The organism is Nocardia puris, from assembly GCF_036051655.1.
Classification (GTDB): Bacteria; Actinomycetota; Actinomycetes; order Mycobacteriales; family Mycobacteriaceae; genus Nocardia; species Nocardia puris.
Genome location: NZ_CP107943.1, coordinates 7,889,041 through 7,909,159 on the forward strand (window position 1 = coordinate 7,889,041; position 20,119 = coordinate 7,909,159).

Genomic DNA, 20,119 nt, shown 5'->3' on the forward strand with positions numbered 1-20,119 from the left:
CGTGAAAACACAACGACGTGTCCGGCGCCGCACCGCGGGCTGCCTCGCGGCCGTCGCGCTGCTGGCATCGGCGGGTTGCGCCGGTGCGGGAACGCTCGGCACGACCGATCAGACCGTCACCATCGCCATGGTGTCCAACTCCCAGATGACCGACGCCCGCGCGCTCTCGGACCGCTTCGAAGCCGAGAACCCCGGTGTGGACCTGCGTTTCGTCACGCTGTCGGAGAATCAGGCGCGGGCCAAGATCACCGCCTCCACCGCGATGGGCGGCGGCGAGTTCGACGTGGTGATGATCAGCAACTACGAGACCCCGCAGTGGGCCGAAAACGGTTGGCTGGTCAATCTTTCCGACTACATCGACCAGACGCCCGGTTACGACGCCGACGATTTCATCCCCTCGCTACGCGAATCCCTGTCCTACGAGGGCGATATGTACTCGGTGCCGTTCTACGGCGAGTCCTCGTTCCTGATGTACCGGCAGGACCTGTTCGACCAGGCGGGCATCACCATGCCGCGCGAACCCACGTGGCAGCAGGTCGCCGACGCGGCGCGCCAACTGGATTCGCCCGACATGTCGGGAATCTGCCTGCGCGGCAAGCCCGGCTGGGGTGAGGTGCTGGCGCCGGTGAACACGGTGATCAACACCTTCGGCGGCCGCTGGTTCGACAACGACTGGAACGCCCAGCTCACCAGCCCGGAAACCGAGAGCGCCGTGCAGTTCTACGTGGACCTGCTGCGCGACTACGGCCAGTCCGGCGCCGCGACGAGCGGATTCAACGAGTGCGCCACGCAATTCGGCCAGGGCCGCACCGCGATGTGGTACGACGCCACCTCGGCGGTGTCGGTGCTGGAGGATCCGAACTCCTCCACGGTGGCGGGCAAGATCGGCTACGCGATGGCCCCGAAGGTCGACAAGGCCAGCCCCGGCTGGCTCTACACCTGGTCGCTGGGCATCCCGGTGAGCAGCGACAAGCCCGACGCGGCATGGAAATTCATCTCCTGGATGACCGACAAGGACTACATCCAGCTGGTCGGCACCGAACTCGGCTGGGAGCGGGTACCGCCGGGCAGCAGGCTCTCCACCTACGAGATCCCGGAGTACAAGGAGGCCTCGGCCGCCTACGGTCAGCTGACCCTCGACTCCCTGGGCAACGCCACCCCGAACCAGCCGACGCTGGATCCGGTGCCCTACACCGGAATCCAATTCGTGGCCATCCCGGAGTTCCAGGACCTGGGCACCCGGGTGAGCCAGCAGATCAGCGCCGCGATCGCCGGCCAGAAATCGGTCTCCGCCGCGCTCGAGCAAGCCCAGGACTACGCGCAGTCCGTCGGCCGCACCTATCAGGAGACGTCATGACCGCCATCGCCCCGGAGACCCCGCAGGAACACAGTCCGCGCACCCAGGCCGACCGCGTCGCCGCGATCCGGAAGTCGAAGAACACCACCATCTCTCGCGCCGAAGGGTGGCGCAGGCGCGGACCGCTGCTGCCCGCCCTGATCTTCATGATCGTGGTGACCCAGATCCCGTTCCTGTTCACCCTCTACTACTCCACGCTGTCGTGGAATCTGGTGCGGCCGGGCTCGCGTCACTTCGTGGGGCTGCGCAACTACCTCGACGTGGTGGTCGACAGCACGTTCTGGCAGGTCGCGTTCAACACCGTGATCCTCATCGTGGGGACGGTGCTCATCTCGGTGGTGCTCGGCCTGCTGCTGGCGCTGCTGCTGGACCGGGTCTTCCTGGGCCGCGGCATCGTTCGCACACTGCTCATCACACCGTTCCTGGTGACTCCGGTGGCGGGCGCGCTGCTGTGGAAGACCGCCATGCTCGACCCGGTGTTCGGCATCGTCAACTTCGTGCTCTCCCCGTTCGGGGTGGGTGAGGTCGACTGGGTGAGCCGCTTCCCGCTCGCCGCGGTGATGATCAACCTGGTGTGGCAGTGGACGCCGTTCATGATGCTGCTGATCCTGGCCGGCCTGCAATCGATGCCGCGCGACGTGCTCGAGGCGGGCCGCGTGGACGGCGGCGGCGCGTTCCAGCTGTTCCGCGAACTCACCCTGCCGCACCTGCGCCGGTTCATCGAACTCGGCACCGTGCTGGGCGCGATCTACCTGGTCAACACCTTCGACGCGATCTACATGATCACCCAGGGCGGGCCGGGCACGGCCAGTTCCAACCTGCCGTTCTACATCTACCAGCGCGCCTTCCTGGGCTTCGACATCGGCCAGGCCGCGGCGATGGGCGTGATCGTCGTGATCTTCACCCTGGTGATCGCCAACTTCGCACTGCGGTTGATCTTCAAGACATTCACCGGCAAGGAAGAGGCAGCGTGATGAGTACCGCAACCACCACGGCGGGGCGCGCGAACAAGGTCAAGCGCCGCAAGTTCGAACCCTGGGGCGTGATCGCCTGGATCGCCGGGCTGGGCTTCTTCTTCCCGGTGTTCTGGATGGTGCTCACCGCTTTCAAACAGGAGGTCGACGCCTACACCACCACCCCCAAGGTGGTGTTCAGCCCCACGCTGGACGGTTTCCGCGCGGTCTTCGACCAGGGCGTCGGCACCGGATTCCTGAATTCCCTGTTCGCGACCGGCATTTCGACGGCGCTGGTGCTGCTGCTCGGCGTGCCCGCGGCGTTCGCGCTCTCGCTGCGGCCGGTGGCCAAGACCCAGGACGCGCTGTTCTTCTTCATCAGCACCAAGATGCTGCCGATCGTCGCGGCGATCGTGCCGCTGTATGTGATCGTGTCGAATATCGGCCTGCTGGACAACATCTGGGCCCTGGTCGTGCTCTACACGGCGATGAACCTGCCGATCGCGATCTGGATGATGCGCTCGTTCTTCCTCGAGGTGCCCAGCGAACTGCTGGAGGCGGCGAGCCTGGACGGCGCGAGCCTGTGGCGCTCGGTGCGCGAGGTGATCCTGCCGCTGGTCTCCCCCGGCATCGCGGCGACGGCGCTGATCTGCGTGATCTTCTCGTGGAACGAATTCTTCTTCGCCGTCAGCCTCACCGCGGTGCGCGCCCAGACCATGCCCGTGTTCATGGTCGGTTTCATCGCCGGTGAGGGCCTGTACTGGGCCAAGCTGTGCGCCGCGGCGACCCTGGCCGCGCTGCCGGTGGTGCTGTGCGGCTGGCTGGCGCAGAACAAGCTGGTCCGCGGCCTGTCCTTCGGCGCAATCAAGTAATCCCCGTTCCCGGAAGGCATTTCACTCATGGCAACGATCACCTACCGCAACGCCTCGTGCATCTACGAGGGTTCGGATCGACTCGCGGTGGATTCGCTGGATCTCGACATCGCCGACGGCGAATTCGTCGTGCTGGTCGGGCCCTCCGGTTCGGGCAAGAGCACCGCGCTGCGCATGCTGGCCGGGCTCGAGGACATCGACGACGGCACCATCGAGATCGGCGGCAAGGACATGGTCGGCGTCGCGCCGAAGGACCGCGACATCGCGATGGTGTTCCAGAACTACGCGCTGTACCCGAACAAGACGGTCGCCGAGAACATGGGCTTCGCGCTGAAGTTGCGCGGCGTTCCCACGGCCGAGCGCCGGGCCAAGGTCGAGGAGGCCGCGCGCCTGCTCGACCTCACCCAGTACCTGGATCGCAAGCCCGCCAAGCTGTCCGGCGGGCAGCGCCAGCGGGTGGCGATGGGCCGCGCGATCGTGCGCGAGCCGAAGGTGTTCTGCATGGACGAGCCGCTGTCCAACCTGGACGCGAAGCTGCGCGTGCAGACCAGGACCCAGATCGCGGCGTTGCAGCGCAGGCTCGGCACCACCACCGTCTACGTCACGCACGACCAGGTCGAGGCGATGACGATGGGCGACCGCGTGGCGGTGCTGCGCGACGGCAGGCTCCAGCAGTTCGCCTCGCCCACCGAGCTCTACGACCGTCCGGCCAACGCGTTCGTCGCCGGGTTCATCGGCTCGCCCGCGATGAACCTGATGACCGCGCCGATCACCGCCGAGGGCGTGCGCATCGGCGAGAAGGCCACGCTGGAACTCGAGCGCGACCAGCTGACCCTGCTGCACGAGGCCGGGCTGAGCGAGGTCACCGTCGGCATCCGCCCCGAACAGCTGGAGCTGTCCGAGGGCGAGGGCATCGAGATCGTCATCGACCTCATCGAGGATCTGGGCAGCGAGGCCTACATCTACGGCCACCCGGCCCCCGGCACCCAGCTGGTCGCCCGGTCGCTGCCGCGCATCCCGGCCAAGCTCGCCGACGCGGTCCGGCTGCGCAAGCGGTCCGACGCGACGGTCCACCTGTTCGACCCGGAGACGGGCGAGCGAATCGGCTGAACCGCGGCGGCGCCGGGTACGTCCACCTGGGCCGCCACGGACGCCGCGCTCGGAATCGGCGGAGCACGCGGCGAGTGCGAGAGCGGCGTCGACGGCGATCGAGAGCAACGGGCGCGTACCTCCGAGGCTAGTGATCTTGCGCGGTCCGGTGTAGCCTCGCGATTAGCCAAATTTGGCTAACCGCTCGGAAGGAAGGTTGTGAACTCGGTACGGCTGTTGGTCTCAGGCGCGTTGCGCAGGCGGGGGCGGGCGCACGGGTATCAGATCCGCGCGGATCTGGAGTCGTGGGGCGCGCACGAATGGTCCACGGCCACTTCGGGTTCGGTGTATCACGCGCTCAAGAGCATGACGCGACAGGGACTGTTGATCGCGCACGAGACGGCGCCCTCGGAGGCGGGCGGGCCGCCGCGGATCGAGTACGAGCTCACCGAGGCGGGCGAGCGCGAATACCTCGCGTTGCTGGGCCGCGCGCTCACCGATCACGCGCCGGGTCTCGACGTGCTCGGCGCGGCCGTCGGCCTGATCGAAGACCTCCCCCGCGATCAGGCGCTGGAGATGCTGCGCGCCCGCGCCCGCGCGATGGACGAGTGGCGCGCGAGCATCACCGCCCACCTGCCCGGCGAAGCCGACCTCGACGCGTGGGGGCCGGTCGGCGAGGTGATCTCGCTGTGGCTGCGCACCGCCGACAACGGCGCGGAATGGACGCGCCGGCTCATCCGCCGCCTGGAGGACGGCGCGTTCACCATGGCCGGCGAGCGCGAATGACCTTCGCACCCAAGGCAACCCGATCACCGAAGTGAGGAGGACATCGTGGCGAACGAGACCATGGTGCCGATGCTCCCCTGCCCCTCCATCGACGAGATCGTCGAGTTCTACACCATGCTCGGCTTCTCTCGCGCCTACTACCAGAAGGTCCCGAACCCGTACGTGTCGTTGCGCCGCGAGGACATCCGGCTCGATTTCTTCGGCATCCCCGGTTTCGACCCCGAGGATTCCTACGGCACCTGCGGAGTCCTGGTGTCCGACACGGGCGCGCTGTTCGACTCGTTCGCGGCGGGCATGCGCCGCGTCCACGGCAAACTCCTGGTCTCCGGCATCCCCCGCATGACCCGTCCCCGCATCCGCAAGAACGACGGCAACCGCACCGGTTTCACCGTCATCGACCCCGGCGGCAACTGGGTCCGCTTCATGACCGACGACCCGTCCCCCACCCCCGCCGACCCGGCCGCGACCAAACTCACCACATCCCTGCGCCGCGCGATCGTCATGGGTGACTCCCACGGCAAACACGTCCGCGCGGCGGAGATCCTGGACGCCGCATTGGAGCGCGACAAAGACACCGCCACCCCGGCCGAACTCGTCGAATCCTTCACCTACCGAGCCGAACTCGCGCTGCGCGCGGAGGATTTCGAGGCCGCCGAGCATGCGTTGGCGCGCGCCCGCGCGGTGCGTCTGGAGGACACCGATCGCGAGCGTCTGGCGCGGGTTCTCGCGGAGCTGGACGAGATGGAAGCCGGGCTTCGCACCGCCCGAGATCGGTAGCGTCCGAACTTCAACGTGAACCGGCCACGGATTCCGAGCCGGCGGTCGCGGAGCGCGAACTGTCGCCGGGCCGCCTACTCGAACCAGCCTGTGCCGCCGGAGAGTAGTGGCACAAATTCCCGGGCGAGGACGCCGCACGTCGCGACCGTCCCCCGCTCGCAGTCAGGTCGTCCGACCGGCCTGCGAATTCGCACCGATGAGTTTTCGTTCCGGGCGTCGTCTACACCCGTATGACGACTCACGTACTCGAGCTCGACGGGGTCGACCTGACCTATGACGTGCACGGTCCGCTGCCCACCGCCGACGGGCGGCCACCCTTGGTGCTGATCGCCCAGCCGATGGACGCGAGCGGCTTCCGCGCGCTGGTGGCCCGGTTCCCGGAGCGCACGGTCGTGACCTACGACCCGCGCGGACTCGGTCGCAGTGTGCGGTCCGACGGGGTCGAAACACACTCGCCCACTGTGCAGGCGGGCGATGTGCACGCGCTGATCGAGGCGCTCGGCGCGGGGCCGGTCGAATTGTTCGGCAGCAGCGGCGGCGCGATCGTCGGCCTCGCGCTGGTCGCGGCCCATTTCGGCGACGTGCTCACCCTCGTCGCGCACGAGCCGCCGCTGATCACCTTGCTCCCCGACGCCGAGCCCGCGGCGCGCGCCCGCGCGGCCGTCACCGAGGCCTACCGGGCGAAGGGTTTCGGGGCCGGCATGGCTGCCTTCATCGCCATGACCTCGTGGCCGGGCCCCTATACCGACGACTACTTCGCCACTCCCCCACCGGATCCCGCCCAGCTCGGCATGCCCACCGAGGACGACGGCACCCGGGACAATCCCCTGCTCTCCGACCTCGCCTGGGCCGTCAGCGACTACCGCCCCGACGTCGACGCCCTGAAATCCGCCCCCACCCGCCTGGTGATCGCCGTCGGCGAGGAATCCCTCGACGTGGAGACCGGCCGCACGGCGCTCGCGACCGCCGCATTCCTCGGCACCGAGGCCGTGGTCTTCCCCAGCCACCACGGCGGCTTCATGGACGGCGAATTCGGCTACGCGGGCCAGCCGGAAGCTTTCGCCGCCAAGCTGCGCGAGGTGCTCGCGGGGAGCTCCTAGCCGGAACCGGCCGGCCACCACGAGGATTCGCCTGGCACACCGAGGCGTGCCGACGCGCGATCGGCCACCTCCGCGAATCGCGCGGCCACCCGTCAGGCGTAGAAGCCTTCGCGCAGGACGATGCCGTGCTCGAGCCAGACCTTCATGGCGGCGAGCATGCCGGTCCAGCCTTCGCAGTTGCCGGTCGCGCTCTTCACGCCCTCGGGGGTGGGGCGCCAGGAGGATTCGGTGATGGTGACCAGGGTGCGGGTGTCGCCGTCGAGCGGCTCGAATTCGAAAGTGGTTGTGGTCTTGCCGGATTCGCCCGCGGTGTGTTCACCCTCCCAGCGGATCACGATGCGTCGCGGGGGAATCGCCTCCACCACTTCGACGGGAAACGCGCCGGGGAAATCGTGGAAGTCCCAGGTGATGTCGGCGCCGGGTTCAAGGCGGCCCCGCGCGCCGCCGGTGGTGAAGTACTTGGAGAGCTGGGCCGGGTCGGCGACGGCTTCGTACACCTCGGCGCAGGGGCGCGCGATCCGCCCCGAAACGGTGAAGGAGATCTCGGTGAGTGCGTCGGTAGCTGTCATGTTGTAAATTTACAACATGTCAGAGCGCGCGGACAAGACCTCCGACGATGACGCGGTGTTCAAGGCACTCGCTTCCGCAACGCGGCGCGGGATGCTCGACGCACTGAAGGAATCGCCGCTGACCACCGGTGAACTGTGCGCGCGCTTCCCCGACCTCGACCGCACCACCGTGTTGCAGCACCTGCGCGTGCTCGAATCCGCCGAACTCGTCACGGGGCGCAAGATCGGCCGCGAGCGCCACCTCTCCCTGGCCCCGCTGCCGATCAAACGCATCTACGACCGCTGGATCGGTGAGTACGCGCGCGCGGCGGTCGAACTACTGGATCGGCTGGATACGGAGTAGGCGGTCCTCACTCCCGACCATCGGACGAACCCTCCGCCAACCCGATTACCGCTTCGGCCAGCGCACGCAGCGATTCACCAGCCGTCTCCGTGTCACGATCCGCGAGCCACGCCAACACCGCCCCGTCGATGGAGGTGGCGACCATGCGAGCCAAGGCCGGGACGGGCACGCGCCAGCGCACGCCGAAACGCCTGGTCAGCGCGCCCAGCAGGGCGGTCGCGCGTTCGGTGTAGAGGCGGTACTGCCAGCGGCCCAGCGCGCCCGGATCGTCCTCGGCGCGCAGGTCGAGCAGCATGAGTTCGTAGAGGACGGCCTGGCGGCCCGGTTCGGTGACGGTCGCGGCGAGCAGGTGCTCGAACGCCGCGTGCACCATGCCGCGCAGGGTGGTCGCGGTGACGTCGAGATCGTCCAGCGCGGCGGTCTGCGCGTTCACCACCACCGCGGTGAGCTCGCGCAGCAGCTCCTCCTTGGACCGGAACACGTAATGGAACGCGCTCTGCGGCATCCCGGCCTCGGCGCAGATCGCACGCGTGCTGGCCGCCGCGACCCCGTCGCGCGCCATGACGGTGAACGCCGCGTCGACCAGCAGGCGCCGCCGCTGCTCGGCCTTCAATCGCGTCACGCGCAGCCCCTTCCGTTCCGTCCGCACCGCCGACGTGGCACGGGCACACCGCCGCAGCCTACTGAGCCGCGCGGCCCGACTTTTCTGGACGTTTGACCAATTCGTAACACGAAACACTGGCGGGCCGCCCGCGCGCCGCCTATTCTCGACGGAATTCGGTCAGTCGACCTGTTCGAGTGACCGAATCGTATCGCGCCGAAGGAGAAGCATGACGAAATCCACATATGCGCTGGTCACGGGCGCGGCAGGCGGCATAGGGCTGGAGGTCGCCCGGCGGTTGGCGGCGCGCGGGCACCGCGTCCTGGCCGTCGAGCGCGACCGCGAACTCGCCGCCGAAGCCGCCCGGCAGATCGGACCGACAGCCGAACCGGTGGCCTGCGATCTCGCCGACGACGCGGCCGTCGCGGCGCTGGCGGACCGCATCGAACACGAGTGGGGCCCCGACCTCGAGATCTGTTTCCTCAACGCGGGCATCATCATTCCCGGCGACGTCGTCGAAACCTCGCCGCGCGCCATCGATCTGCAACTGCGCGTGATGCTCACCTCGGCGATCGCGCTCGCCAGGGCCGCGGCCCGCGCGCTGCGCGCCCGCGGCTCCGGTCACATCGTGGCGACCGTGTCGCAGGGTGCCGTGCTCGCGCTGCCCGGGTCTGCCACCTACACCGCCGCCAAGGCCGGACTGCGCGGCTTCCTCGCGGCGCTGCACCTCGAACTGCGCGCGACCGGCGTGCGGGTCTCGGGTGTCTACCCGAGCGCCGTCGACACCCCGATGCTGCGCCACGAAGCCGAAAACGGCGGCAGCGTACTGAATTTCGTCGGCAAGCTCTCCACCGTGGCCGAGGTCGCCGACGGCGTCGACACGGCGATGCGCACGGGGCGCGTGGAGGTCTTCGTCCCCTTCTCCGACGGCGTGCTGGTCCGCCTGTTGCAGGCCGTGCCGCGGATCGTGCCCGTGCTCCTGCCCGCCCTCCAGCGCGTCGGCGAACGCGGCCGGCTGCGCTATCTCGCCCGCCCCGCCGGCTGAAACCACCGCTCGAACCCACGGGAGTCACCATGACCGAGACCATCATCCAGCGTGAGCAGGCCGTCGCCGTCGTCGGCGCGGGCCCCGCCGGACTGAGCGCGGCCCGCATGCTGCGCCTGCACGGCATCGACTACGACCACTTCGAACGCCACACCGACGTCGGCGGACTCTGGGATATCGACAACCCGGGCACGCCGATGTACGAGTCGGCGCATTTCATCTCCTCCCGCGACGTGTCGGGCTTCTACGACTTCCCGATGCCCGGCCATTTCGGCGACTATCCGAGCCGCCGCCAGATCCTCGAATACACAAGGAATTTCGCCGACACCTTCGGCCTGCGCCACGGCATCGAGTTCGGCACCGCGGTGGACTCCGTCGTGGCCGACGGCGACGGCTGGCTGGTCACCCCGGCCGGCGGTGCGCCCCGTCGGTACCGGGGCGTGATCTGTGCTTCCGGCACCAACTGGCACCCGCGCATTCCGCACCACCCGGGCGAGTTCGACGGCGAGATCCGGCACGCCGTAACCCACCGCAGTGCACGGGAATTCGCGGGCAAGCGGGTGCTGGTGGTCGGGCTCGGCAACTCCGGCGCCGATATCGCCTGCGACGCCGCGCAATCGGCGGATGCCGCGTTCATCAGCGTGCGGCGCGGTTACCACATCGTGCCCAAGCACATCTTCGGCGTCCCGGCGGACCAGCTCGACGAATCGGGGGCGAGTCTGCCGCGCTGGATCGAGCGCCCGGTGCTGGCGGGCCTGCTGCGCCTGCTGGTCGGCGACGTCACCCGCTGGGGCCTGCCCAAGCCCGACCACAAGCTGTTCGAATCGCACCCGCTACTCAATTCCCAACTGCTGCACCATCTCCAGCACGCCGACATCACCGCCAAGCCCGATATCGCCCGGTTCGACGGCCCCGACGTGGTGTTCGCCGACGGGTCGCGCGAACGCGTCGACGTGGTGCTCTACGCCACGGGGTACGAGATGCGCATCCCCTACGCCGACCCGGATCTGTTCTCCTGGAACGGCGATCGCCCCGCGCAGTACCTCACCGCGTTCAACCGGCGCCACCGCAACCTGTTCACGCTCGGCTTCCTGGAGGTCAACTCCAGCGCTTACACGTTGTTCGACAACATCTCCCACGTCCTCGCTCAGTACCTGCGCGACCAGACCGACCGGCCCGCCGCGGCGGCCCGTTTCGACCACCTCATCGCCACCCACCACCCCGACCTCTCGGGCGGACTGCGCATGGTGAGTTCCGCCCGGCACGCGGGCTACGTCGACGCCAAGACCTACAAGAAAGTGCTGGCCGACGTCCGAACCCGCATGCAGTGGCCCGATCTCGAACCCGGCTTCGCCGACCACCTACGGCGCACCGAGGTCGGCGTATCCCGCTGATACACAGGGCCTTCGACGATCACCTGCCCGCTAGCGGGGGATCGGCCTGGGGTGATCGCCGCCGCTCACCTCTCGGCCGACAACCGGCACCGGCACGAAAACCCTCCCACCGCAACTGGATCGGTCGGACCTGTCGCCTCCGAGTCAGTCGAGAAGCCCATGGCCACGGCCTTGGTGTTCCTCAGCGACGGGCCCCATCAGACCGTCTCCGGGGGCAACGGGCGTGCCCATGTCCGAGGCCGAAGGTGGCAGCCTCCGTTGCGGCTCAGGCCGCCCCGTGCGAACGTCCCCGCAGTACCGCCAGCGCTCGGCGGTGCAGACCCGGGCGGGCCGGCATCGGCGGGTCCGGGACGGCCGCGTCCACGGGCGCCGGGTCTTGGACGCGGGTGGTGGTCGCCTCGATCCAGGTCGCCGAGTCGCGGCCGTGGCGGGGGCGCCCCGCGCCGCGCACGGCCCGCTCACAGCGGCGGGCGAGGTCGCGACGGTCGGTGCCGGGGTATTCCGGTGCCTCCAGGACGATTTCGACGGTGATGCCGCGGGAGCGGAAGATGCGCCCCGCGGAGTCGCCGAAGGAATCCTCACCGACGAATCCCGGTACGGTGCAATGGGTTCCGTGCCGGTCGAGGTAGCGCAGGCGCACCGGCTGGACGTAGGTGCCGGTGTCGATCGCCGCCTGGAACAGGGCGGGCCGCATGCTGCCGTAGGCGCGCCCGCACCACGTGGTGCCCTCGGGGAACACGGCGACCCGCTCCCCCGCCGCGAGCCGGTCCGCGATCTGCTCCACGATGCCGGGCAGTGCGCGCAGGCGCTCGCGCTCGATCGGGATGACGCGCATCAGCCGGGCCAGCGCGCCGAGCACGGGCCAGTCGATGAGGTCGGCGCGCGCCACGAACCCGAGCGGCTGCACCGCCGCCAGCGCCACCACATCCGACCAGCCGACGTGTCCGGTCACCACCAGCACCCCGGTTCCGGTGTCGGCGTAGCGCGCGGCGGCGTTCGCCGCCCGTTCGGCCCCGATCCGCGCGGCCACCGCCCGTTCGGCCGGCACGGGCTCGGTGGGCACCCGGTTGTCGACCACGCGCAACCGCATTCCCATGCAGCGCAATAACACTCGCGCGTACTTGCGTTGCAGCTCCTCGCGATGCGCGGCGGGCGTGGCGAGGTGACCCACCGGGTAGGTCAGGAGCAAGCCCGCCACACCGAGGGCGCGGACCACCACCCCGGCCGTCCCGATCTCATCGGTCGGCTCGATGCAGCCGGGCCCGCAGGGGCTCGACGGCATCCACGCGTGGACAGCCTGTGCGGGTGGCGCGTCGAAAACCATGGGTACTCACCGTCCTCCGTCCAACGACGCGGCCGCGCCTTGCAGCCGCTCGAGGTAGCGCGTGTTGATGGTGTCCAGGCCCAGCAGCGCGACGAAGTCGGCCACCGCGAAATCGGGATCGTGCGCGGGCTCACCGCAGATCTCCGCGCCCAGGCGCAGGTAGCCACGCAGCAGCGGCGGCAGCTTGGGCCGCGCGGGCGGGGTGAGCTCGTCCAGGGTGCGTCCGTCGACGATCACCGGATTGTGCGGGCGCACACGGCGTTCCGGGTCCGAGGCGTGCCTGCCGAGCAGCAGGTCCCGCACGCCGCGCACGTTCACGCCCGGCTCGTCGGCCGGGGTGTCGCGCATGGGCACGGACACGCAGCCCATCACCCACTCGTAGCCGGTGAGCTGGATGTAGTGCAGGATGCCCGCCCACATGAGGGTCAGCACCGAACCGTTGCGGTGCTCGGGCACCACGCAGGCCCGCCCCATCTCCACGATCCGCTGGCCTTCGGGATCGAGCTGGGTGAGATCGAATTCGGTGGCGGTGTAGTAGCCGCCCGCCGCGGCGACCTTGTCCGGGGGCAGCATGCGGTAGCAACCGACGAAGCTGTCGGTCGCCTCGTCGCGCACCAGCAGGTGGTCGCAGTGGTCGTCGAACCGGTCGGCGTCGCGGCCGGTGCCGTCGTCGGGGATCTGGAAGCCGGGTTCGGCGGCGAACACGCCGTAGCGCAGCCGCTGCGCCGCCTCCCGGTGGTCGGCGTCGGAGGACACGACGAGCGAGTAGCGAGACCGTTCCGCCCCCGAGTCCGTCGGGCGAGCCGGGGCCGTCAACACGGACGAAATAGTCATATCCGTGATGAAGCCAGTCCGAGACTGCGCCCCAGCGACCTCGAAGTGTCGCGTCGATGCCGGTTCGGTGAACGAGATCGCGGTCACACCGAGCGTTCACCGGCGCGATGCGTCCCGTTCGCGCCCCCGCGCCGCAATCGCGCCTTTTCCCTGTTCACGACACACGAACGCCCCCGGCGAACCGAGGGCGTTCGGGGCGGATCTCAGGCGGCTATGCGTTCCCGCGCTCGGGGCGCCTCGGCCCGCTTCTCCTTCTCGATCTCCGCGAAGCCCGGCCTGCCGTTGCCGGTGAACGACACCAGCCACGAGAGCACGGCCATGAAGCGGTTGCGGAAGCCCACCAGGTAGAACAGGTGCACCGCGAGCCACATGTACCAGGCGATCAGGCCGCGGAAGCCGATCTTGTCGTTGAGCTTGGCGATGGCGCTGCGGCGGCGGATCACCGCCATGCTGCCCTTGTCCCAGTACCGGAACGGAGTGCCCGCGGGGATCTCGCGCCGGATGATGTCGGCGGCGTGCCTGCCCTCCTGCATGGCCACCGGCGACTGGCCGGGGTAGCCGTTGAGCGAGGTCATGTCCCCGATGGCGTAGATGTCGGCGTGGCCGCCGACGGTCAGGTCGGGGTTGATCAGCAGCCGGCCCGCGCGGTCGGTCTCGGCGCCCGTCGCCTCGGCGAGGACCCGGGTGAAACCGCTGGCCTGCACGCCCGCCGACCACACGACGGTCTCGGCGGCGATGCGGCGCTCCACGCCCTCTTTGTCCTTGACGGTGACCTTGCCCGGCTCGATGTCGGTGACGAACGTGCCGAGCAGCACCTCGACGCCGCCCTTGGTGAGCGATTCCTTCGCGTACTCCGACAGCCCGCCGCCGAACGGGGGCAGCACCTCGCCCGCGCCCTCGACCAGCGTGACGGTGACGTCCTTCTTGTAGTACCGCTTCGCCAGTTCCGCGAGCTGGCCCGCGACCTCCACGCCCGTGGCGCCCGCGCCGACCACCACGAAGCTGAGCAGGCGGCGCCTGGTCTCGGGATCGGCGTCGGCGGCCTCGCGGTAGACGCGGTCGATCTGGGCGCGCAGTCGTTTCGCGTCGTCGATGGTCTTGAGGGCGAAGGTCTTCTCCGCGAAATCGTCACGGCCGAAGTACGACTGGTTCGCGCCGGTGGCGGCGATCAGCGAGCCGTAGCGCAGCACGCGCCTGCCCTCGGGAGTCTCGTAGGTCACCTCGGCGGCGTCGGCGTCGATCGCCACAACCTTGCCCAGGCGGGCCTCGCCGCCATGGCGGCGCACGATGGTCGCGATCGGCGGCGCGATCTCCTCGGCCGACAGCACACCCGTGGCGACCTGGTACAGCAGCGGCTGGAACAAGTGCTCGGGGGTGGCCGAGAGCAGGACGTAGTCCACCCCCGACTTGGCCAGCTGCTTGGCGGCCGCCAGCCCGCCGAACCCCGATCCGACGATCACCACACTCGCGAACTCCGGCTCCGCGGTGTCGAGCACCCGTACCGGACCCTTGTCTCGCATCCTCACATCTCCCCGGTCGATCTCGTGAACATCTCTTCTCTCATGAAGAACCGTTATCGAGTTCCGAGATATTTCACCCGATGGGGCGCATAATTTAGATGACTCTTATCTGCATCGCTCATGAATGGAGATCAACTATGGAGCTCCGCCAGCTCACCTACTACGTCGCGGTGTGCGAGGAGCTGAGCTTCAGCCGGGCGGCCACCCGGTGCTTCATCTCACAGTCCGCGATCAGCCATCAGATCGCCCGGCTCGAGCACGACCTCGGGGTGCAGTTGTTCGAGCGCTCGACCCGATCGGTGTCGCCGACCGACGCGGGTGTGCGCCTGCTGCCGCTCGCCAAGCAGATGCTGAGCCTCGAATCGGCCATCCGCGCGGCCGTGCGCACGTCGCGCCCGCGCGTGCGGCTGGCCGCCAACATGTCGTTCGCCACCCGGTCGCTCTCGGCCATCGCCGGGGCGCGCGAGGCGCATCCGGGGGCGGAGATCGAGTTCGTGATCAAGCCGTTCCGCCAGCGGATCGCCGCCGTCGCCGACGGGGACTGCGACCTCGCGCTCATCCGCGGCAGCGTGGAACAGCCCGGTCTCACCGTCGAGCAGTTGTGGGTGGAGGATCTGGTGATCGCGACCTCGACCATGCATCCGCTGGCCGGCCGTACCGACGTCACGCTGGCCGACCTCAGCGGCTTCCCGCTGCTGCTGCCGCCGGAATCCGAACAGGTCCTGCTGCACAACGTGGTGCGCGCCGCGTTCGCCGACCAGCCCTCGGGGCCCACCTACGGCCCGCCGATCCCGCCCGACCACACCGCGACCATGGAGCTGATCAACCGGCCCGACGCCTGGACGATCCTCTACGCCAACAGCCCGACCGAGGGAATCGCGACCCTCATGCTGTCGGGCAAACCGCTGCGCATCCCGGTGTCGGCCGTGCTCCGAAGCGGGGCGCGACGGGCCTCGATTCTCACGACGTTGCTTGCGGCGCTGCATAGTTCGTAGCGGGCGGGGTCTGCGCTCGGCGGCCGGCGAGGCGTGAGTCAGCGCGTAGCGGCCCGACGGAAGCGACTCGGCGCGCACGCATTGAGCGCACAGTGGCCGGGCGGACGCGCCTTACCGCGCCCGACGCGCCTGCCGCAGCGCGACGCGATGGTGCACCCAGCGCTTGGTGGCGGGCACCACCGCGCAGACCAGCACACCGGTGTAGAGGAACGTCAGCGGCACGAACACCGCGAGCGGGCCGAAAGCGCCGGTCGAGCCGATGCCCACGCAGATCAGGACGAGGATGCCCCAGGACAGCACGGCGCAGACGATCGTGAGGATGCACCCGGCCTTGCGGCCCATCAGCAGCAGGGTTCCGGAGCCCAGCCACAGCGCCGCAATGCTCGCCACGAACAGCAGGGCGAGCACCGCCCCTGGGTCGCCCGGCTCGATGGTGCCGCGCAAGACGTCGTTTCTCGTCCGGACCACCCCGAGTCCGAGGATCCCGAGCGCGATCAGACCGAAGAACAGGATGAACAGACCGGCCATGATCGCCGTGGCCGCCGGCGGCGCTCGCTGGGCAGCGCGCGACGCGACCGCGACGTTTTCGCCCCGGCCCACCGCGTGCGGAAGGCGGCCGATTACGGGGGATGGTCCCAGCCGAGGGTTCTCGCCGCCGCACCGCTTTCGGTTCGGGGCGACAGTCATTCCCCGCACCTACGACTACCCGGCGGGCACGGACGGCGAACCGCCCGTGCCCGCCTCGGTCGTTCCTACGCCGAGCGCGCACCCACCGGCTCGGGCTCGTGCTCGCGCATCGGGTCCAGTTCCGGGTCGATGTCGACGGTCCGGCGCAGCGGACGGTTCGGCAGCAGCGCCGTCGCGATCAGCGCCACCACGGTGGCCACCGCGGCGATGAGGAAGATGCGGCCCGTGGCGTCACCGTAGGCCGCGCGGATCACGGTCGCGATGGGCTCGGGCAGCGCGCCGATGTCGAGGTTGCTGCCGCCCTCGGCCGCGCCGCCGATGCCCAGCTTCGCGAAGCCCTCCGTCGACAGTTCGCTCACGCGGGTGGCCAGCACCGAGCCGAGGACCGAGACGCCGATCGCGCCGCCGAACGTGCGGAAGAACGCGACGCTGCTGGAGGCGGCGCCGATATCGTGCACGCTGACGGTGTTCTGCACGGCCAGCACCAGGTTCTGCATCATCATGCCGACGCCGAGACCGACGACGGTGATGAAGGCGCCGACCAGCCACAGGTTGGTGGCGTGATCGATGGTCGACAGCAGGCCGAACCCGACCACCAGCAGACCGGCGCCCGACACCACGAACGCCTTCCACTTGCCGAACCGCGTGATCAGCTGACCGGAGGCGACCGAGGCGATCAGCATGCCCGCCACCATCGGGATGCTCAGCACGCCGGCGATGGTCGGCGAGAAACCGCGCGAGGTCTGGAAGTACTGGCCGAGGAATGTCGTCGCGCCGAACAGGCCGATGCCCACGGCCACCGAGGCGATGATCGCCAGGCCGGTGGTGCGCTCGGTGACGATAGGCAGCGGCACCACCGGCGACTTCGCCTTGGACTCCACCCACACGGTCGCGGCCAGCAGCAGCACACCCGCGCCGACGTAGAGCGCCGATTCCCGGGAGAACCACGCGTAGTAGCCGGCCTTGCCCGCGAACGACACCCAGATCAGCAGCACCGAGACACCCGCGGTGAGCAGGGCGGCGCCGAGCCAGTCGATGGAGACGCCCTCCTTGCGCTCGGTCGGCAGGCGCAGCGTGCGCTGCACCAGGATCAGCGCGATCACCGCCAGCGGCACGCACACGAAGAAGCACCAGCGCCAGCCCAGCGGGCTGTCGACGATGACGCCGCCCAGGATCGGCCCGCCCGACATCGACACCGCCATCACCGCGCCCATGTACCCGGAGTACCGTCCGCGTTCGCGCGGGGCGACGATGGAGCCGATGATGGCCACGACCAGCGCGGTCAGCCCGCCCATGCCGACGCCCTGGATCACGCGGGCGGCCAGCAGCACGGGCACGTTGTGCGCCACACCGGCCAGCACCGAACCCGCCACGAAGATGACGATCGCGAGCTGGACCAGCAGTTTCTTGTTGAACAGGTCGGCGAGCTTGCCCCACAGCGGGGTGGAGGCGGCGTTGGCCAGCAGCGCCGAGGTGATGACCCAGGCGTAGGCGGTCTGCGAGCCCTGTAGGTCGCCGATGATCGTCGGCAGGGCGGTGGCGACGATCGTGGTGCTCAGCAGCGCCGTGAACAGGGCGGCCAGCAGGCCCGTCATCGCCTCGAGCACTTCGCGATGGGTCATCGCCGGGGGTTGGGTTGAATTCGACACTTACACTTCCCGATTCCTGGTTGCGGCCGGGCGCTCCGCGTCGCGGTGCGCGTGGGCGGCCAGTGAGTTCCTGAGTTCGCGGACCGAGTCGCGGGCTGCGGCGGCGTCCTCGTCGCTCCAGCCGTCGAGGGCGGCTTGCAGGCCGCGGGCGCGCGAGGCGCGCACCCGGCGCAGCAGTGCACGCCCGGCGTCGGTGACGTGGATGAGCGTGGCGCGACCGTCCTCCGGGTCGGCGTCGCGCGCCAGGTATCCGGCCGCGACGAGTTCGGCGACGTGCCTGCTCAGCACCGACGCGCTGATGCACAGCTCCCCCGCCAGATCCACCTGCCGGCACGGTCCCCTGACCTCGACCGTCCCCAGCACCCCCACCCCGCCGGGCAACATCTCGCCCTCCTCGGGATGCAGGAGGGTCGCCCGGATCGCCCGCCCGATCAGATACAGCTCCTTGATCAGCCCTTCGGCTGTCTCACCCGAAACCCCCACACCACCCTCCTCCACTCGTTTACTTGCAGAAAGCAACTATATATCCAGTTACTTGCAGCAAGCAACAATCGGTCAAGCGCGCGAATCCGGCACTACCCGCTCGCACCCGGCGGGCATCTCGAGCTACCGAACGAGCCGCGAAGGGACCTCGACGCCCGACCGGCGGTGATGTTTACGGCGTCGCCCGGCGTCCTCCGCTACCGGGTCCAGCGAGTCGTCTCCCCCGCACAACGATCGACGTCGCCGGGCCATCGGGCACACACGGATCCAGCACATCGGCCAGGGCCGCATCCGGAGCTGCGGTGCCGTCCGCCCACGGTCTGCGAGGTGGACAGATGGAAACCGCCGCGCCCCTGAGCATCCGGGGCGCGGCGGTTCCGTTTCCAGTCAGAAGATTGCTTCGTCGGCGTGCGTGACCAGTTGCCAGCCGATCATTGATCCGGGCGGGGGATCTCCCGCGACCGGCCCGCCGGCCGTCGGCGCACTCAGACCGAGGCAGTGCCCTCGATCGCTTCGCGGGCCTCTTGCTGGATCCGTGGAAACTGCTCGGCCATGCGCGCGGCCAGCGCCTTGGCCGCCGAGAGCGGGCGGACCATCACCGTGAACTCGTCGATGCGACCGTCGGCGTCCATGTGCAGGAAGTCGCAGCCCGTCAGCTGCAATCCGTCGACGGTGGCCTCGAACCGCAGCGCGTGGTCGCGTCCCTCTGCGCCGGCGAGCTCACCGACGTAGCGGAAGTCTTCGAACACGCGCAGCACCGCGCGCAGGATCGCCGCGGTCACCGGCTTGCCCTCGTACGGCGCGAAGGCCACGGGGCTGGTGAACACCACGTTCTCGGCGAGGAGTGCTTCCACGGCGTCGAGATCCCTCGACTCGATCGCGGTACGGAACGGATGGGACACGCCGACCTCCTAGGCAAATTATTGAGTAATGGTTGGCAGGCTAGCGCTGTTCCGGTGCGGCAGTCCAGTGACGCGACACTTCGGGAGTTGAATAATCGAAATACTGTTAGGGTGACCGGATGGCGTTACGGGATGCGGTGCTGGCCGCGTTGATGGACGGCGAGGCCTCCGGCTACGACCTGGCCAAGGCGTTCGACGCGTCGGTGGCGAACTACTGGATGGCGACGCCGCAACAGCTCTACAAGGAGCTCGAGCGGATGACCGCCGACGGCCTGATCGAAGCTCGGGTCGTCGAGCAGGAGCGGCGCCCGAACAAGAAGCTGCACTCGATCAGCGACACCGGCCGCCAGGTCCTGCGCGACTTCATCGCCGACGCCACCAAACCCGCCGCCATCCGCGACGACATGCTGGTCAAAGTGCAGGGCATGGAGACCGGCGACAGCGAAGCCGTCGAGGCCGTGCTGGTCGAACGCATGGGCTGGGCGCGCGCCAAACTCGCCCGCTACGAACGCCGGCGCACCCGCCTGCTCGCAGGCCGCAGCGAGCAGGCCTACCTGACCGAATCCGACCGCATCGGCCCCTACCTGACCCTCCTGCGCGGAATCGCCTTCGAGCAGGAGAACATTCGCTGGGCCGAGTTCGCACTGGGGGTTATCCGGAGACGCCGCGAGGCAACGGACGCGGCACCCGTCAGTCAGAGCTGAAACCGACTGCGCCCGACATATCCTGCCGTTCCGCCATCAACCTCCGACCGGAGCGCGCACACGGGGACCAAACCAAAATGCTCGCCAAACCTGTTGCCACACAACGCAACAACAGATCTGGCGAGCACATGGGTA

21 protein-coding genes are annotated in these 20,119 nt (G+C 69.2%); 12 read left to right on the top strand and 9 right to left on the bottom strand.

Annotated elements, in window-relative coordinates; all coding sequences use genetic code 11:
* Positions 1-58 precede the first annotated feature (58 nt).
* The 7 genes from OHB21_RS36550 (at position 59) to OHB21_RS36580 (ending at position 6,934) form a co-directional block, all read left to right on the top strand.
* Positions 59-1,357, top strand: coding sequence for an extracellular solute-binding protein (locus OHB21_RS36550; RefSeq protein ID WP_439955904.1), 1,299 nt, complete (start codon positions 59-61; stop codon positions 1,355-1,357).
* Positions 1,354-2,331, top strand: a complete 978-nt coding sequence (locus OHB21_RS36555; protein WP_067510350.1) for a carbohydrate ABC transporter permease — start codon at positions 1,354-1,356, stop codon at positions 2,329-2,331. Before OHB21_RS36550 ends, OHB21_RS36555 begins: the two co-directional genes overlap by 4 nt.
* The gene (locus OHB21_RS36560; protein ID WP_195125929.1) at positions 2,331-3,182 is read left to right on the top strand and encodes a carbohydrate ABC transporter permease; all 852 of its coding nucleotides are present in this window, start codon (positions 2,331-2,333) and stop codon (positions 3,180-3,182) included. Before OHB21_RS36555 ends, OHB21_RS36560 begins: the two co-directional genes overlap by 1 nt.
* A gap of 27 nt (positions 3,183-3,209) precedes the next feature.
* Positions 3,210-4,292 (top strand): ABC transporter ATP-binding protein, encoded by a 1,083-nt coding sequence (locus OHB21_RS36565; RefSeq protein ID WP_067510348.1) that lies wholly within the window; start codon positions 3,210-3,212, stop codon positions 4,290-4,292.
* A gap of 198 nt (positions 4,293-4,490) precedes the next feature.
* The gene (locus tag OHB21_RS36570; protein ID WP_067510344.1) at positions 4,491-5,057 is read left to right on the top strand and encodes a PadR family transcriptional regulator; all 567 of its coding nucleotides are present in this window, start codon (positions 4,491-4,493) and stop codon (positions 5,055-5,057) included.
* Positions 5,058-5,102: 45 nt separating this feature from the next.
* Positions 5,103-5,834, top strand: coding sequence for a hypothetical protein (locus tag OHB21_RS36575; RefSeq protein ID WP_067510342.1), 732 nt, complete (start codon positions 5,103-5,105; stop codon positions 5,832-5,834).
* 230 nt (positions 5,835-6,064) lie between these two features.
* The gene (locus OHB21_RS36580) at positions 6,065-6,934 is read left to right on the top strand and encodes an alpha/beta fold hydrolase (protein ID WP_195125930.1); all 870 of its coding nucleotides are present in this window, start codon (positions 6,065-6,067) and stop codon (positions 6,932-6,934) included.
* A 92-nt stretch (positions 6,935-7,026) separates the two neighbouring features.
* On the opposite strand, the gene OHB21_RS36585 is transcribed toward OHB21_RS36580, so the two are convergent.
* Complete coding sequence (locus OHB21_RS36585) at positions 7,027-7,503, bottom strand: SRPBCC family protein (RefSeq protein ID WP_067510338.1); 477 nt, start codon at positions 7,501-7,503, stop codon at positions 7,027-7,029.
* Positions 7,504-7,519: 16 nt separating this feature from the next.
* On the opposite strand from OHB21_RS36585, the gene OHB21_RS36590 reads away from it, so the two are divergent.
* A complete protein-coding gene (locus OHB21_RS36590; RefSeq protein ID WP_067510335.1) occupies positions 7,520-7,846 on the top strand; it encodes an ArsR/SmtB family transcription factor in 327 nt (108 codons plus the stop codon).
* Positions 7,847-7,853: 7 nt separating this feature from the next.
* Here OHB21_RS36590 and OHB21_RS36595 read toward each other — a convergent pair whose 3' ends face one another.
* Complete coding sequence (locus OHB21_RS36595) at positions 7,854-8,468, bottom strand: TetR/AcrR family transcriptional regulator (RefSeq protein WP_147265737.1); 615 nt, start codon at positions 8,466-8,468, stop codon at positions 7,854-7,856.
* A gap of 208 nt (positions 8,469-8,676) precedes the next feature.
* Between OHB21_RS36595 and OHB21_RS36600 the strand changes: the two genes are divergently transcribed.
* On the top strand, positions 8,677-9,492 hold the full coding sequence (locus tag OHB21_RS36600; RefSeq protein ID WP_195125931.1) for an SDR family NAD(P)-dependent oxidoreductase: 816 nt from the start codon (positions 8,677-8,679) through the stop codon (positions 9,490-9,492).
* Positions 9,493-9,521: 29 nt separating this feature from the next.
* Entirely contained in the window at positions 9,522-10,886 is a 1,365-nt protein-coding gene (locus OHB21_RS36605) for a flavin-containing monooxygenase (protein WP_195125932.1), read from the top strand.
* 265 nt (positions 10,887-11,151) lie between these two features.
* Here OHB21_RS36605 and OHB21_RS36610 read toward each other — a convergent pair whose 3' ends face one another.
* From OHB21_RS36610 to OHB21_RS36620, 3 genes are all read right to left on the bottom strand, one after another.
* Positions 11,152-12,210: a lysophospholipid acyltransferase family protein gene (locus OHB21_RS36610; RefSeq protein ID WP_228791538.1), complete on the bottom strand. Its 1,059-nt coding sequence runs from the start codon at positions 12,208-12,210 to the stop codon at positions 11,152-11,154.
* Positions 12,211-12,216: 6 nt separating this feature from the next.
* A complete protein-coding gene (locus OHB21_RS36615; RefSeq protein ID WP_067510463.1) occupies positions 12,217-13,044 on the bottom strand; it encodes a GNAT family N-acetyltransferase in 828 nt (275 codons plus the stop codon).
* Between the two features lie 203 nt (positions 13,045-13,247).
* Complete coding sequence (locus OHB21_RS36620; protein ID WP_067510327.1) at positions 13,248-14,564, bottom strand: NAD(P)/FAD-dependent oxidoreductase; 1,317 nt, start codon at positions 14,562-14,564, stop codon at positions 13,248-13,250.
* Positions 14,565-14,701: 137 nt separating this feature from the next.
* Between OHB21_RS36620 and OHB21_RS36625 the strand changes: the two genes are divergently transcribed.
* Positions 14,702-15,559: a LysR family transcriptional regulator gene (locus OHB21_RS36625; RefSeq protein WP_195125933.1), complete on the top strand. Its 858-nt coding sequence runs from the start codon at positions 14,702-14,704 to the stop codon at positions 15,557-15,559.
* Between the two features lie 111 nt (positions 15,560-15,670).
* On the opposite strand, the gene OHB21_RS36630 is transcribed toward OHB21_RS36625, so the two are convergent.
* From OHB21_RS36630 to OHB21_RS36645, 4 genes are all read right to left on the bottom strand, one after another.
* Complete coding sequence (locus OHB21_RS36630; protein WP_147265738.1) at positions 15,671-16,087, bottom strand: hypothetical protein; 417 nt, start codon at positions 16,085-16,087, stop codon at positions 15,671-15,673.
* 224 nt (positions 16,088-16,311) lie between these two features.
* Positions 16,312-17,868 (bottom strand): MDR family MFS transporter, encoded by a 1,557-nt coding sequence (locus OHB21_RS36635; protein ID WP_067510321.1) that lies wholly within the window; start codon positions 17,866-17,868, stop codon positions 16,312-16,314.
* Between the two features lie 27 nt (positions 17,869-17,895).
* Positions 17,896-18,378 carry a MarR family winged helix-turn-helix transcriptional regulator gene (locus OHB21_RS36640; protein WP_195125934.1) on the bottom strand — a complete coding sequence of 161 codons (483 nt, stop codon included), beginning with the start codon at positions 18,376-18,378 and terminating at the stop codon, positions 17,896-17,898.
* A 485-nt stretch (positions 18,379-18,863) separates the two neighbouring features.
* Positions 18,864-19,280 carry a nuclear transport factor 2 family protein gene (locus tag OHB21_RS36645; RefSeq protein ID WP_067510317.1) on the bottom strand — a complete coding sequence of 139 codons (417 nt, stop codon included), beginning with the start codon at positions 19,278-19,280 and terminating at the stop codon, positions 18,864-18,866.
* Positions 19,281-19,399: 119 nt separating this feature from the next.
* Here OHB21_RS36645 and OHB21_RS36650 point away from each other — a divergent pair, with 119 nt between their 5' ends.
* Positions 19,400-19,984 carry a PadR family transcriptional regulator gene (locus OHB21_RS36650; protein WP_195125935.1) on the top strand — a complete coding sequence of 195 codons (585 nt, stop codon included), beginning with the start codon at positions 19,400-19,402 and terminating at the stop codon, positions 19,982-19,984.
* The last annotated feature ends 135 nt before the right edge of the window (positions 19,985-20,119 follow it).

Excerpts from the sequence above, each read along its gene's own strand:
- OHB21_RS36625 (WP_195125933.1), top strand. The coding sequence starts at position 14,702 with ATGGAGCTCCGCCAGCTCACCTACTACGTCGCGGTGTGCGAGGAGCTG.
- OHB21_RS36580 (WP_195125930.1), top strand. The coding sequence starts at position 6,065 with ATGACGACTCACGTACTCGAGCTCGACGGGGTCGACCTGACCTATGAC.
- OHB21_RS36630 (WP_147265738.1), bottom strand. The coding sequence starts at position 16,087 with ATGGCCGGTCTGTTCATCCTGTTCTTCGGTCTGATCGCGCTCGGGATC.
- OHB21_RS36610 (WP_228791538.1), bottom strand. The coding sequence starts at position 12,210 with ATGGTTTTCGACGCGCCACCCGCACAGGCTGTCCACGCGTGGATGCCG.
- OHB21_RS36585 (WP_067510338.1), bottom strand. The coding sequence starts at position 7,503 with ATGACAGCTACCGACGCACTCACCGAGATCTCCTTCACCGTTTCGGGG.
- OHB21_RS36565 (WP_067510348.1), top strand. The coding sequence starts at position 3,210 with ATGGCAACGATCACCTACCGCAACGCCTCGTGCATCTACGAGGGTTCG.
- OHB21_RS36600 (WP_195125931.1), top strand. The coding sequence starts at position 8,677 with ATGACGAAATCCACATATGCGCTGGTCACGGGCGCGGCAGGCGGCATA.
- OHB21_RS36605 (WP_195125932.1), top strand. The coding sequence starts at position 9,522 with ATGACCGAGACCATCATCCAGCGTGAGCAGGCCGTCGCCGTCGTCGGC.
- OHB21_RS36635 (WP_067510321.1), bottom strand. The coding sequence starts at position 17,868 with ATGACCCATCGCGAAGTGCTCGAGGCGATGACGGGCCTGCTGGCCGCC.
- OHB21_RS36620 (WP_067510327.1), bottom strand. The coding sequence starts at position 14,564 with ATGCGAGACAAGGGTCCGGTACGGGTGCTCGACACCGCGGAGCCGGAG.
- OHB21_RS36590 (WP_067510335.1), top strand. The coding sequence starts at position 7,520 with ATGTCAGAGCGCGCGGACAAGACCTCCGACGATGACGCGGTGTTCAAG.
- OHB21_RS36560 (WP_195125929.1), top strand. The coding sequence starts at position 2,331 with ATGAGTACCGCAACCACCACGGCGGGGCGCGCGAACAAGGTCAAGCGC.
- OHB21_RS36650 (WP_195125935.1), top strand. The coding sequence starts at position 19,400 with ATGGCGTTACGGGATGCGGTGCTGGCCGCGTTGATGGACGGCGAGGCC.
- OHB21_RS36615 (WP_067510463.1), bottom strand. The coding sequence starts at position 13,044 with ATGACTATTTCGTCCGTGTTGACGGCCCCGGCTCGCCCGACGGACTCG.
- OHB21_RS36555 (WP_067510350.1), top strand. The coding sequence starts at position 1,354 with ATGACCGCCATCGCCCCGGAGACCCCGCAGGAACACAGTCCGCGCACC.